The organism is Streptomyces boluensis (assembly GCF_009908195.1).
GTDB classification, from domain to species: domain Bacteria; phylum Actinomycetota; class Actinomycetes; order Streptomycetales; family Streptomycetaceae; genus Streptomyces; species Streptomyces boluensis.
Map to the genome: position 1 here is coordinate 1 of NZ_JAAAHS010000210.1, position 13,144 is coordinate 13,144.

Annotated in this window: 14 protein-coding genes and 1 pseudogene; 6 read left to right on the top strand and 9 right to left on the bottom strand. The window is 71.0% G+C overall.

What is annotated here, in order from left to right; translation table 11 throughout:
* Positions 1–813, bottom strand: an 813-nt coding sequence (locus GUY60_RS23520) for an SDR family oxidoreductase (RefSeq protein WP_161701031.1), incomplete at its 3' end; no start/stop codon positions are given.
* Between the two features lie 104 nt (positions 814–917).
* Positions 918–1,694, bottom strand: coding sequence for an SDR family oxidoreductase (locus GUY60_RS23525; protein WP_376771312.1), 777 nt, complete (start codon positions 1,692–1,694; stop codon positions 918–920).
* A gap of 170 nt (positions 1,695–1,864) precedes the next feature.
* On the opposite strand from GUY60_RS23525, the gene GUY60_RS23530 reads away from it, so the two are divergent.
* The 5 genes from GUY60_RS23530 to GUY60_RS23550 are packed head-to-tail and all read left to right on the top strand — an operon-like array spanning position 1,865 to position 6,287.
* The gene (locus GUY60_RS23530; RefSeq protein WP_161701035.1) at positions 1,865–2,638 is read left to right on the top strand and encodes an enoyl-CoA hydratase family protein; all 774 of its coding nucleotides are present in this window, start codon (positions 1,865–1,867) and stop codon (positions 2,636–2,638) included.
* The gene (locus GUY60_RS23535; RefSeq protein WP_376771311.1) at positions 2,635–3,522 is read left to right on the top strand and encodes a CoA transferase subunit A; all 888 of its coding nucleotides are present in this window, start codon (positions 2,635–2,637) and stop codon (positions 3,520–3,522) included. Before GUY60_RS23530 ends, GUY60_RS23535 begins: the two co-directional genes overlap by 4 nt.
* Positions 3,519–4,274 (top strand): CoA-transferase subunit beta, encoded by a 756-nt coding sequence (locus GUY60_RS23540; RefSeq protein WP_246235510.1) that lies wholly within the window; start codon positions 3,519–3,521, stop codon positions 4,272–4,274. Before GUY60_RS23535 ends, GUY60_RS23540 begins: the two co-directional genes overlap by 4 nt.
* Before the next feature lie 32 nt (positions 4,275–4,306).
* Complete coding sequence (locus GUY60_RS23545; RefSeq protein ID WP_161701052.1) at positions 4,307–5,374, top strand: NAD(P)H-dependent flavin oxidoreductase; 1,068 nt, start codon at positions 4,307–4,309, stop codon at positions 5,372–5,374.
* A gap of 28 nt (positions 5,375–5,402) precedes the next feature.
* On the top strand, positions 5,403–6,287 hold the full coding sequence (locus GUY60_RS23550) for a tyrosine-protein phosphatase (RefSeq protein WP_161701039.1): 885 nt from the start codon (positions 5,403–5,405) through the stop codon (positions 6,285–6,287).
* A gap of 74 nt (positions 6,288–6,361) precedes the next feature.
* Here the strand turns inward: GUY60_RS23550 and GUY60_RS23555 are convergent, their stop codons facing one another.
* From GUY60_RS23555 to GUY60_RS23570, 5 genes and pseudogenes are all read right to left on the bottom strand, one after another.
* Complete coding sequence (locus GUY60_RS23555) at positions 6,362–8,038, bottom strand: DEAD/DEAH box helicase (protein ID WP_161701054.1); 1,677 nt, start codon at positions 8,036–8,038, stop codon at positions 6,362–6,364.
* A gap of 101 nt (positions 8,039–8,139) precedes the next feature.
* Positions 8,140–8,343 carry a cold-shock protein gene (locus GUY60_RS23560; protein ID WP_042152846.1) on the bottom strand — a complete coding sequence of 68 codons (204 nt, stop codon included), beginning with the start codon at positions 8,341–8,343 and terminating at the stop codon, positions 8,140–8,142.
* Between the two features lie 308 nt (positions 8,344–8,651).
* Positions 8,652–9,239 carry a TetR/AcrR family transcriptional regulator gene (locus GUY60_RS23565; RefSeq protein WP_312866398.1) on the bottom strand — a complete coding sequence of 196 codons (588 nt, stop codon included), beginning with the start codon at positions 9,237–9,239 and terminating at the stop codon, positions 8,652–8,654.
* A 150-nt stretch (positions 9,240–9,389) separates the two neighbouring features.
* Positions 9,390–9,683: pseudogene (locus GUY60_RS38570) on the bottom strand (DUF952 domain-containing protein); the annotation flags it as partial.
* Complete coding sequence (locus GUY60_RS23570) at positions 9,680–10,435, bottom strand: vWA domain-containing protein (protein ID WP_161701043.1); 756 nt, start codon at positions 10,433–10,435, stop codon at positions 9,680–9,682. The pseudogene GUY60_RS38570 and the gene GUY60_RS23570, both read right to left, overlap by 4 nt.
* Positions 10,436–10,576: 141 nt before the next feature.
* On the opposite strand from GUY60_RS23570, the gene GUY60_RS23575 reads away from it, so the two are divergent.
* Positions 10,577–11,302, top strand: coding sequence for an SDR family NAD(P)-dependent oxidoreductase (locus GUY60_RS23575; protein ID WP_161701046.1), 726 nt, complete (start codon positions 10,577–10,579; stop codon positions 11,300–11,302).
* Positions 11,303–11,364: 62 nt separating this feature from the next.
* On the opposite strand, the gene GUY60_RS23580 is transcribed toward GUY60_RS23575, so the two are convergent.
* A complete protein-coding gene (locus GUY60_RS23580; RefSeq protein ID WP_161701048.1) occupies positions 11,365–12,180 on the bottom strand; it encodes a carbohydrate ABC transporter permease in 816 nt (271 codons plus the stop codon).
* The coding region (locus GUY60_RS23585; protein ID WP_223178725.1) for a carbohydrate ABC transporter permease at positions 12,177–13,144 on the bottom strand (968 nt) is incomplete at its 5' end. The genes GUY60_RS23580 and GUY60_RS23585, both read right to left, overlap by 4 nt.

Genomic DNA, 13,144 nt, shown 5'->3' on the forward strand with positions numbered 1-13,144 from the left:
CCCGGAAGGCGTCCACCGAGCCCCCTTGTCCACCGTCGGCCCGGGTGCCCACCCCTCCATGACAGTGATGCGCCCCGCCTCCGCCTCGAAGACCCGCCCGGTCACCCCCTCACTGGACGGCGAGCCCAGCCACACCACCAGCGGCGACACATCCGCGGGCGCCGCTTCGAGGTCACCGAAGGTCTCCTCGGTCATCCGGGTGCGCGCCGCCGGCGCGAGGGCGTTGACCTGGACCCCGTACCGTCCGAGCTCCGCCGCCGCGACAAGCGTGAGGCCGAGGATGCCGGCCTTCGCGGCGCTGTAGTTGCCCTGTCCGACGGAGCCCAACAGCCCTGCTCCGGAGCTGGTGTTGACGATCCGGGCCACCGGCGTACGCCCCGCCTTGGCCTCCGCCCGCCAGTGCGCGCCCGCGTGCTTCAGCGGCAGGAAGTGCCCCTTGAGGTGGACCCGTACCACCGCGTCCCAGTCGTCCTCGTCGAGGTTGACGAGCATCCGGTCGCGCAGGAACCCGGCGTTGTTGACGAGGGTGTCGAGGCGCCCGTACGTGTCGAGGGCCGTACCGATGAGGGAGGCGGCACCCTCGCTCGTGGCGATGTCACCGCCGTGCGCGACGGCCTCGCCGCCCGCCGCCCGGATCTCCTCGACGACCTGCGCGGCGGGGCTGTCGGGCCCGGGTGCGCCGTCGAGGCCGACGCCCAGGTCGTTGACGACGACGCGGGCGCCCTCCGCCGCGAAGGCCAGGGCGTGCGCCCGGCCGAGTCCGCGTCCCGCGCCGGTGACGACGACGACCCGACCCGCACTGATTCCGCTCATGTTCCGTCCCCTCCAAGGGAGTTGTCCCGCTGACTTGTCCCGCTGAGTTGTCCCGCTGACTTGTCGACCTGTCGATGTGACCGGCGGCCCGGCCAACCCCGTAGCTACCGATCCGGACTCTCGCCCTGATTGACATTGGCCGCGTCCAGGAACGCCGGCCATTCCCCGCCCCCGTGCACATGCAGCGCGGCCCCGCTGACATACCCGGCGCGGGGCGAGGCGAGGAAGACCGCCGCGTCCCCGATGTCCGAGGGCTCGGCGAGCCGGCCGAGCGGAACCGTGCGGGCCACCGCCGCGATCCCCTCCTCGTCGCCGTAGTGGAGCGCGGACAGCTCGGTGCGGACCATGCCCAACACCAGGGTGTTGACCCGCACTTCGGGCGCCCACTCGACGGCCATGGACGCGGCGAGGTTCTCCAGGCCCGCCTTCGCGGCACCGTAGGCGGCGGTGCCAGGCGAGGGGCGGCCGCCGCTCACGCTGCCGACCATCAGCACGCAGCCGCGCGCCGCCCGCAGCAGCGGGTACGCCGCCAGGGTCGCCGTCATCGGCGCGAGCAGATTGAGCTGCAGCACACGCGCGTGCCGCTCCGCGCCGCCCTCGCCGAGCAGCCGGTACGGAGTACCGCCCGCGTTGTTGACCAGCACGTCCAGGCGGCCGTACCGCTCGCCGAGCGCGTCGAAGAAGCCCTCGACGGCGGCCGGGTCCCGCAGGTCGACGGGGATGAACTCGGCCTTCCGGCCGTCCGCTTCGACCACCGCCTCCGCCTCCGGTGGTCTGCGGGCGCAGACCACGACCTCGGCGCCCGCCCGCAGGAAGGCCCGCGCGATGCCCGCGCCCACGCCCCTGGTGCCGCCGGTCACGACCACGACGCGGCCGCGCAGTGATCCGTCCGGGCCGTCACCCCGCTCGCCACCCCGCCTCTCGCCCCGCCTCTCGCCCCGCTTGGCGTCCCGCTCGTCGTCCATAGCTGCCGTGCCCCTCCCGTCCGTCCGCATTCGCTGCTACCTTCCCTACCTAACAAATGTTTGGTGGAAAGGTAGTTGATCCTCTCATGGGTGTCTCCACCTCGACCCCGGACAAGGGCGTCGCTCTTGTCACGGTCGACTTCCCGCCGGTCAACGCCCTGCCCGTACAGGGCTGGTACGACCTGGCGGACGCGGTCACCGCCGCCGGGCGCGATCCCGGCACCCGCTGTGTCGTGCTCGCGGCGGCGGGCCGCGGCTTCAACGCGGGCGTCGACATCAAGGAAGTGCAGCGCACCCCCGGGCACGAGGCGCTGATCGGCGCCAACCGTGGCTGCGCGGCCGCCTTCGCGGCGGTCTACGAGTGCGAGGTGCCGATGGTCGCCGCGGTCCGCGGCTTCTGCCTGGGCGGCGGCATCGGCCTGGTCGGGAACGCCGACGCGATCGTGGCCTCCGACGACGCCACCTTCGGCCTGCCCGAGCTCGACCGGGGCGCGCTCGGCGCCGCCACCCATCTGGCCCGGCTCGTGCCGCAGCACCTGATGCGCACCCTGTACTACACCTCACGCACCGCCACGGCGGCCGAACTGCACGCGCACGGCTCGGTCTGGAAGGTCGTGCCGAGCGCCGAACTCGACGACGCCGCCCTGGAGTTGGCGGTCGAGATCGCCCGTAAGGACGGCTATCTGCTGCGGCTCGCCAAGGCCGCGATCAACGGCATCGACCCGGTGGACGTCCACCGCAGCTACCGCTTCGAGCAGGGCTTCACCTTCGAGGCGAACCTCAGCGGGGTCGCCGACCGGGTCCGCGACACCTTCGGCACGAACGGCTCGACTTCGCCGCGACAGGAGGACACCCAGTGACCGACAGGACTGACAAGATCGACAGGACCGACAAGACAACCACTCCCGACGAGGTGGTCTCCCGGCTGCGCAGCGGGATGACGCTCGGCATCGGCGGCTGGGGCTCACGGCGTAAGCCCATGGCCCTGGTGCGAGCACTGCTCCGGTCCGAGATCACTGATCTCACGGTGGTCTCGTACGGCGGCCCCGATGTGGGCATCCTGGCCGCGGCGGGCCGGATCCGCCGCCTCGTCACCCCCTTCGTGACCCTCGACTCGATCCCCCTCGAACCCCACTTCCGGGCCGCCCGCGAGAGCGGTGCTCTGGAACTCACGGAGCTGGACGAGGCGATGTTCATGTGGGGCCTGCACGCGGCCGCCAACCGGCTGCCGTTCCTGCCGGTCCGCGCGGGCGTCGGCTCGGACGTGATGCGGGTCAACCCCGAGCTGCGTACGGTCACTTCGCCCTACGAGGACGACTCGGCGGGCGAGGAGTTCGTAGCCGTACCGGCCCTGCGCCTGGACGCCGCGTTCGTGCACATGAACCGCTCGGACCGGCACGGCAACGCCCAGTACCTGGGCCCCGACCCGTACTTCGACGACCTGTTCTGCGAGGCCGCCGACGCGGCGTACGTCTCCTGCGAGGAGATCGTGGAGACCGCCGACCTCACCAAGGACGCCGCCCCGCAGACCCTGCTGATCAGCCGGCACACCGTGACCGGCGTCGTGGAGACCCCGAACGGCGCGCACTTCACGTCCTGCGTGCCGGACTACGGACGCGACGAGCCCTTCCAGAAGCTGTACGCGACGACGCCATGGGCCGAGTTCGCCGAGCGCTTCCTTTCCGGGGGCAGCGAGCACACGTATCAGACCGCCGTCCAGGCCTGGCACAAGGAGCAGAGTTGAGCACCGAGACGACCACGGCCACCGGCACCTCCGCACCGGTCAGCCGCGCCGAGTACTGCGTGATCGCCTGCGCGGAGGCCTGGCGTGACAACGGCGAGGTCCTGGCCAGCCCGATGGGCCTGGTCCCGTCGGTGGGCGCCCGGCTCGCCAAGCGCACCTTCGCGCCGGATCTGCTGCTCACCGACGGGGAGGCGATGCTCGTCGGCATCGACGGGACGGTCGAGGGCTGGCTGCCGTACCGCCGCCATCTGACGATGGTCACGGGCGGCCGCCGGCACGTGATGATGGGCGCCAGCCAGATCGACCGGTACGGCAACCAGAACATCTCCTGCATCGGCGACTGGGACCGGCCCAAGCGCCAGCTCCTCGGCGTGCGCGGCGCACCGGTCAACACCCTGAACAATCCGGTGAGTTACTGGATCCCGAAGCACTCCCGGCGGGTCTTCGTGGAGCGGGTCGACATGGTGAGCGGGGTGGGCTACGACCGTGCGGAGGGCGCCCGCTACCACCGGCTGCCGCGCGTGGTCAGCGACCTCGGCGTCTTCGACTTCGCCACCCCCGACCACGCCATGCGCCTCGCCGCGCTGCACCCGGGGGTGACGGTCGAGGAGGTCCAGGCGGCCACCGGTTTCGATCTGGTGATCCCCGACGAGGTGCCGTACACCCGTGAACCCACCGCGCACGAGCGGGAGTTGATCCGCGACGTGCTCGACCCGAAGGGCCTGCGGGACCGCGAGGTGCCGACCCGATGAGTACGCCGCGCACGCTGAACACGCCGCCCACCCTGCGCACCCCGCTCACCGAACTCGTCGGCGTCCGGCACCCGTTGGTGCAGACCGGCATGGGCTGGGTCGCCGGACCCCGCCTGGTCGCCGCCACCGCGAACGCGGGCGCCCTCGGCATCCTCGCCTCCGCGACGATGCCCCTCGACCAGCTGAAGGCGGCGGTACGGGAGGTCAAGTCCCGTACGGACGCGCCGTTCGGCGTGAACCTGCGGGCGGACGCGGCCGACGCGCGCGACCGGGTACGGGTGATCGTCGACGAGGGAGTGAAGGTCGCCTCGTTCGCGCTCGCCCCGTCCCGTGAGCTGATCGCCGAGCTCAAGGACGCGGGCGTCGTCGTGGTCCCGTCCATCGGGGCCAGGCGGCACGCCGAGAAGGTCGCCGCCTGGGGCGCGGACGCGGTGATCGTGCAGGGCGGCGAGGGCGGCGGCCACACCGGGGACGTGGCGACGACGGTGCTGCTCCCGCAGGTCGTCGACGCCGTGGACATCCCGGTGATCGCGGCGGGCGGCTTCCACGACGGGCGCGGCCTGGTCGCAGCGCTCGCCCACGGCGCGGCGGGTGTCGCGATGGGTACGCGGTTCCTGCTGACCTCCGACTCGACGGTGCCGGACGCGGTGAAGGCCCGTTATCTCGCGGCGACCGTGAAGGACGTGACGGTCACCACCGCGGTGGACGGGCTTCCGCACCGGATGCTCCGTACCGAACTGGTCGACTCACTGGAGAGCGCGGGCCGCACCCGCACGCTGCTGCGGGCCGTCCGGCACGCCGCCGCTTTCCGAAGGATCTCCGGGCAGTCCTGGCCGCAACTGGTCCGGGACGGTCTGGCGATGAAACACGGCAAGGAGCTGACCTGGAGTCAGGTGCTGCTCGCCGCGAACACCCCGATGCTGCTCAAGGCCGCGATGGTCGAGGGCCGCACCGATCTCGGAGTGATGGCCTCGGGACAGGTCGCCGGCGTCATCGACGACCTGCCGTCCTGCGCGGAGCTCGTCGACCGCGTCATGGCCGAGGCCGAGGCCACACTCCGTTCCCTGCACACGCTCGGCACCCTGCCGACACCAGGGTGATTCCCTCTCCCCGTACGGGAGTTCAGCCATGTCCCTCACGCGACGCGCTCTGCTGAGTACCGCCGCTCTCTCCCTGTCCGCAGCCGCCCTCGCCCCCCAGGCCACGGCCCGCACCCGGTCCACGGTCCGGCACATCCCGCTCCAGGGCGCGGTCAACGTCCGCGACCTGGGCGGCTACCGCACCTACGACGGCGCCGCCGTCCGGTACGGCCGGGTCTACCGCGCCGATGAACTCGGCAAGCTCACCGACGCCGACGTCACGGTGCTCGCCGGGCTCGCCCTGTCCCGGGTCGTCGACTTCCGGGTGCCGTTCGAGCTCCAGCAGAACGGCCCCGACCGGCTCCCCGCGGGCGTCCCCTCCGTGTCCCGCCCGGTCAGCGACCTGGGCCTGTACGCACAACTCCTCGAAGTGATCGGCTCACGGGACCCCGTGCGCCAGGAGGAGGCGCTGGGCGGGGGCCGGGCGGAGGAGTTGATGCGCCGGATCTACCGCACCTTCGTCACCGATCCGACGAACCGCGGCCACTTCGCGTCGACCCTGCGCGACCTGGCCGCCCCGGACTCCGGCCCGCTCCTGTACCACTGCACGTCCGGCAAGGACCGTACGGGCTGGACGAGTTGGCTCGTACTACGGGCCGTGGGAGTGCCGGGCGGAGTGGCGGAGCAGGACTTCCTGCTCTCCAACACCTTCCGCGCCGAGGCCGACCGGCGCACCAGGGAGGCCCTGAAGGCGGCGGGCCTGATGCAGAACCCTGATCTGCTGATCCCGGTGCAGGAGGTCCGCAAGGACTACCTGGCAGCGGCGCTCGACCAGGCGGAACAGGAGTACGGCGGCCTCGGCGGCTACCTCACCCAAGGCCTCGGCCTGGACAGCCGGACCGTCGCCGCGCTGCGGGACCGACTGATCGACTAGTCGCGGCGGGTACGAAAAAGTCCCGCCCCCGCCCGGCCACATGGGCCAGGCGGGGGCGGGACTTTTCGAAAAGATCAGGCAGCCGTACGCGATCCACCGGCCTGCGGGCGTCGACCGCGGCCCGAACTACGCCTGGACGCATCGGAGTTGGCGCCGTTACCGGCCGCCCGGGAACCGCCCCCGGACCGTCCGCGCCCCGCACCCGAAGCGCCACCGGCGTTCCCCGAGCCCGCGGCACGACCCGCACCGGAGCCACCGCCGGCCGCGCCGGAGCCCGAGCCGGACCTGCCGCGACCGCCACCGGAACCCGTACGCGCACCCGAAGCGGCACCGGAACCGGTGCGCGGGCCCGAACCGGACCTGCGGCGCCGCGACCCGGAGGCCCCGGAACCGCTGCGCGCGGGCTGTTCCGGCGCGGGCGACGGGAGGATCACCGGCACACCGGAGGGCTCGCGCGCCCCGGTGATGCGGACGAGCTCCTCGTCCGTGGACCGGATCCGCGCGGTGGCCGCGTTGACTCCGGCGACCGAGATCAGCCGGCTCATCTCGCGCTTCTGCTCGGGCAGTACGAGCGTGACGACACTGCCCGAGGCGCCCGCACGCGCGGTACGGCCACCACGGTGCAGGTAGTCCTTGTGGTCGACGGGCGGGTCCACGTTCACGACCAGGTCGAGGTCGTCGACGTGGATGCCGCGCGCGGCGACGTTGGTGGCGACGAGCGCGGTGACCACGCCGGTCTTGAACTGGTCCAGGGTGCGGTTGCGCTGCGACTGGGAGCGTCCGCCGTGCAGTGCCGCGGCGGCAACGCCCTGGCCGAGCAGCCGCTTCGCGAAGCGGTCGGCGGCGCGCTTGGTGTCGACGAAGAGGATGACCCGGCCGTCGCGGGCGGCGATCCGCAGGGCGACGGCCTTCTTGTCGGTCTCGTCGGCGACGTGCAGCACATGGTGGTCCATGGTGACGACGGCGCCCGCGGACGGGTCGACGGAGTGCACCACCGGGTCGCTGAGGAACATCCGCACCAGACGGTCGATGTTCTTGTCGAGCGTCGCGGAGAAAAGCAGCCGCTGCCCGTCCGGCTCGACCTGCTTGAGCAGCGCCGTGACCTGCGGCATGAAGCCCATGTCGGCCATCTGGTCGGCCTCGTCGAGGACGGTGATGGACACGTCACCGAGCGTGCAGTCGCCGCGGTCGATGAGGTCCTTGAGCCGTCCCGGCGTGGCCACGACCACTTCGGCGCCGCGTCGCAGCGCACTGGCCTGGCGGCTGATCGACAGACCGCCGACGACGGTGGCGATACGTATCCGCAGGGCCCCCGCGTACGGGGTGAGGGCGTCGGTGACCTGCTGGGCCAGCTCACGCGTGGGCACCAGGACCAGGGCGAGCGGCGCCTTGGGCTCAGCGCGCCGGCCCGCGGTGCGGGCGAGCAGGGCCAGGCCGAAGGCGAGGGTCTTGCCGGAGCCGGTGCGGCCGCGGCCGAGCAGATCGCGGCCCGCGAGAGAGTTGGGGAGAGTCGCGCCCTGGATCGGGAAGGGCTCGGTGACGCCCTGTTCCGTAAGAGTCGTGAGGAGCTCGGCGGGCAGGCCGAGCTCGGCGAAGGACGCGACGGCGGGCAGCGCGGGCGTGACCGACTCCGGTACTGCGAACTCGCCCTGCGTGGGAACTGTGCGGCCTGCGGCCGGCTTGCGCCGGGTGTTCTTGCCGCCGTTCCTCGTGCCGCGGGCGGGACGTGCGGAGCTGGTCGTGCCGATGATGCCCTCCTGGAGCCTGGGGTCCTCTACCTGAGGACCGCAGAGACCGGGGCCCGCACCAAGCGGTGCGGGCCCCGGCCACGGGATACTGAATCCCCCGAGCGTCAGGCCGGGAGGATGTTCTCCGCCTGCGGGCCCTTCTGGCCCTGCGTGACGTCGAAGGTGACCTTCTGGCCTTCCTGAAGCTCACGGAAGCCCTGGGTCGCGATGTTGGAGTAGTGGGCGAAGACGTCGGCGCCGCCGCCGTCCTGCTCGATGAAGCCGAAGCCCTTTTCCGAGTTGAACCACTTCACGGTTCCGGTAGCCATTTTTTTCTCCTTGTAATAGGGCCGATCAAGAGGCCCACCCTGTGCAGGCCTCGTGTCGCGCGTTAAGCCCCGTCCGGAGCGGCCGGAATGAAACCGGAACGGCCGGAAAACAAAAAGGCGCCTGAGGAACATTCCCGTCAGGCGCACATAAAGTTCATGGGTACCAAAACTGCAACGCAGTCACCTTAGCACGTCTCCGCGCCCACCCCCGTGGCCCAGGTCACGCACCGGGCCGGGGGCGGGGTTCCGCCGTACGAACACGGGGATTCCGCCGTACAAAGACGGAGCTCCGCCGCACAAAAACGGTTTCAGGCGCGTACGGCGATGCCGTCCAGGACCATCGACAGGTACTGGCGGGCGATCTCCTCCGGGCTGTGCAGTCCGCCGGGCCGGTACCAGGACGCGGCGACCCAGACGGTGTCGCGGACGAAGCGGTAGGTGAGCCGGATGTCCAGGTCGGCGCGGAAGTCCTCGGTGGCGACGCCGCGTTCCAGGGTGCCGAGCCAGGCCTTCTCGAACTTCTCCTGGGACGCGGCGAGGTAGCTGAAGCGGGGCTGGCGGGCGAGGTGCCTGGACTCCTTCTGGTAGATCGCGACGGCGGCGCGGTGCCGGTCGATCTCCCGGAAGGACTCGGTGACGAGGGCCTCGATGGTCTCGCGCGGGCCGAGTCCGGCGGCGAGGACCGCGTCGTACCCCTCCCAGAGTTCGTCGAGGAAGGCGGAGAGGATCTCGTCGAGGATCGCCTCCTTGGAATCGAAGTGGTAATAGAGGCTGCCCGCGAGCATGCCCGCCTCGTCCGCGATCTTCCGGACGGTGGTGGCGTTGTAGCCCTGCTCGGCGAAGACATCGGCGGCGGTCGCGAGAAGTTCGCGCCGCCTCTCGGGCGACGCGCTCACGGCACTCTTCTTGGCCGCGCTTTTCTTGGCGGCGGTCTTCTTGGCGGCACTCTTGACGGTCGGATCGCTTTTCGGCACGGGCCCATTGTCGTCGGCCAGAGCGACGGCGCGGCCGTCCTTGTCCCACCGGACCTCGAGGACGCGCGTGACGGCGGCACGGTCGAGCGGCCCGTACACGTGCGGGAAGCGCACACCGTCCGCGACGCCCGGCGGCGGGGCGGGGTCGGCGGCCTCGAAGACGCACTCGGCGGTGAGCCGCTCCTCGTCGACGAGGAGCGCGAGGAGCGGTCGCGGGGCGTCCCGGTAGAAGGCGTTCACGACGGCGAGGGTGACCGGCTCGTCGGGGGCGCAGTGGACGAAGCCGTCCTCTGCGAGGGAGGCGGGCGCGTACGGCCGGCCGGGGTGGGCGGCCCAGTCGGCCGACGTGACGACGTGGTAGATCATGCCCCGGTTGTACCCGAGCGGTCCGGTGCGGCCGGCACGATCCCCCGCGCCCGCGCCGCCGCGAGCCACTGCGGGAACTCCGCCACGAGCCGGTCGTAAAGCACCGCGTCCGGGACCGTGCGGGGGTCTTCGCCCGCGTGGAAGAAGCCGGCGTTGTCGACGGCGCGGTGGGACGGGACCGGGAGGTCGTCGAGCTTGCGGAGGAAGTCGAACTGCTTGCTGCCCGGGTCGCCGAAGCCGATGAACTGCCAGAACAGCGGGAGTTTCGCGGCCTTGCAGAGGTAGCGCTCGGCGGCCGGGCGGCTGATCGGGCCGCCGTCGGTCTGGAACACCACGAACGCCGGGTCCGTGGAGCCGCTGTCGAGGTAGTGGTCGATGACCGCGTCCATCGCCAGGTGGTAGCTGGTCTTCCCCATGTGCCCAAGCCGGGACACGATCCGCTCGATGCGGCCCTGGTGGTCGTCGAGGCCGATGGAGTCGACTGCGTCGATGTCGGTGGAGAAGAACACCGTGGGCACGCGCCCGTCGTCGTCCAGGTGGGCGGAGAGCCCCAACACCCGTTCCGCTAGCGCCTGGACGCTGCCGTCGCGGTAGTAGGGGCGCATCGAACCGGAGTGGTCGAGCACCAGGTAGACGGCGGCGCGGGTCGAGCCGAGGCCGTGCTCGGCGAGGCTCGCGCCCGCGTGCTTGTAGAGGTCGACGAGCGCGGGCGCGGTCTCCTCGACCTTGCGCAGGCTGATGGCGGCGGGCATACGGCTGCTCCTGTGCTCGGAAGACATGAACAAGCGTACGGCGCCCACCGGTTGAGGTTCCTGCACCGGGCCACGACTATGCCTATTAGTCACATACGGCTTAGTCACATACGGCGATGTCGGCGATCGAGGAGTACGGGAATGATCACGTTGAACGGCAGCACGGTCATCGTCACGGGCGCGGCCCGTGGCCAGGGTGCGGCGGAGGCCCGGCTCTGCGCCGAGGCCGGGGCCCGCGTGGTGGTGACGGACCTGCTGGAGGAGGAGGGCCGCGAGGTCGCCGCGTCCCTCGGTGACCAGGGACTCTTCGTACGCCATGACGTGTCCGACGCGGAGAGCTGGGCGGGTGTGGTGGCCGCCGCCGTGGACCGCTTCGGCCGGATCGACGCGCTGGTCAACAATGCCGCGCTGTGGCGTACGGCGCCGGTGACGGAGGAGACGTACGAGAACTTCGAGACGCTGCTGCGGGTCAATCTGCTCGGGCCGTTCCTGGGCGTCCAGGCGGTGGTGCCGGCCATGCGCGAGGCGGGCGGCGGGTCGATCGTGAACATCTCGTCGACGGCGGGGCTCAAGGGGATACCCGGCCACGCGGCGTACGGCTCGACCAAGTTCGGGCTTCGCGGTCTGACCCGGTCGTCGGCGCTCGACCTGGCGCCGTTCCGTATCCGGGTGAACTCGGTGCACCCGGGCGCGATCGACACCCCGATGATCGCGGAGGCGACGGCGGGCCGGGACTGGTCGCATGTGCCGCTGGGCCGCACCGGACGGCCGGACGAGATCGGTGAACTGGTGCTGTTCCTGGTGTCGGAGGCGTCCTCGTACATCACGGGTACGGAGTTCGCGGCGGACGGCGGCATGACGGCCTGACGGCGGGCGGAACGCGTGTGGCCCCCGCCGGCCGGCGGGGCCCACGCGCGTCGCGGGGCGGGTCAGCCCTTGACGGCTCCTGCCGCGAGGCCGGAGCCGAGCCTGCGGTGGACCACCACGAAGAAGATCATCACGGGCACGGTGACCAGCGTGGAGCTGGCCATCACCGGGCCCCAGGCCGTGGAGTTCTCGCCGAAGAACTGGTAAATGCCCACGGCCGCCGTGTACTTGTCGCTGCCCTTCATGAAGGTGTACGCGAACACGAACTCGTTCCACGCGGTGATGAACGCGAAGATCGACGTGGCGACCAGGCCCGGCGCGACCAGGGGCAGCAGCACCGACCAGAACATCCGCGGCCAGGACGCCCCGTCGATGTACGCCGCCTCCTCGACCTCCTTGGGCACCGTGGCGACGAAGCCGCGCAGCGTCCAGATGGCGAACGGCAGCGAGAGCGCGATGTAGACGACGCTCAGGCCGAGCAGCGAGTTGAGCATCTCGTAGTCCCGCATCTGGATGAACAGCGGGATCACCAGGGCTTCGAGCGGCACCATCTGCACGACCAGAATCATGATCAGTACGGAGGTGCGGAAGCGGAACTTGAACCGGGCCACCGCGACCGCCGCGAACAGCGAGAGCAGCCCCGCGGCGAGGATCGTCGCGCCGCCGACGATCGCGGAGTTCAGCAGGTACGTGCCGAAGTTGCCGCGCTCGAAGACGAGTTGGAAGTGCTCCAGGGTGAATCCGCTGGGCAGCAGGTCCGAGCCGCGGGTCAGGGCCTTCGGGTCGAAGGCCGTCGACACCATCCAGTAGACGGGAAAGAGCGCGAAGACGAGGAGCGCGGCGACGGCGGCGGCGAGCCCGAGACGGCGCACGGTCACAGCTCCTCCTCTCCCTGCCGGAACAGGGTCCGGATGTAGACGATCGTGATGGCGAGCAGCAGCAGCGTGAGCAGGACGGCGGCGGCCGCTCCGGTGCCGTAGTCGTTCTTGGCGAAGGCCTCGATGTACGAGAAGACGCCGAGGTTGTAGACGTCCGGGTTGGAGCCGTTGCCGCCCGGCATCACGAAGATCTGAGTGAAGACCTTGAAGTCCCAGATGGTCGACAGGATCGTCACCACGAGGAAGACCGGCTTGATGGTCGGCACGGTGATCTTCCAGAACCGCTGCCAGGCGTTGGCGCCGTCGAGCATGCCCGCCTCGTACAGCTCCTTCGGGATGGTGAGGAGCCCGGCGAAGACCGTGATGGCGACGAACGGGAAGCCGTGGTGGACGACGTTCAGGGTGGCGATGGCGTAGAACGGCAGCCGTTCGGTGAACCAGTTGGTGGTCTCCGGGTCGATCAGGCCGACGGCGCCCGCGAGTTGGCTGACCAGCCCGTCCTGCGGCTGGAACAGCCAGATCCAGACGTATGTGCCGGTGACGGCGGGCATCGCCCAGGCGGCGAGGACCGCGACCGAGCAGATGAGCCGCCAGGTGGCGCCGAGCCGGTTGAGGAGCAGGGCGACGGCGGTGCCGAGGGCGACGGTCAGGCCGACGCAGGCGACGGCGAAGAACACCGTGTTGGGCAGCACCGTCTGCCAAAGGAGGCTGCTGGTGAGCAGGTCGGCGTAGTGGTCGAGGCCGGTGAAGGTGCCGACGCCGCCGCCGAACTTGACCTCGTAGTCCTGCAGCGAGAGCTTGCCGACCTGGATCAGCGGCCAGAGCAGCAGGGCCGCGAGGACGGCGAGCGCGGGCGCGAGCAGCAGCCAGGGGCGGCCGAGTTCGACCAGCTTCCGGCGGCGGCGGGCGGCCTCGGGGTTCTCGGGACGCTTGGAACTCTTGGGGTTTTGGGGCGTTTCGGGGG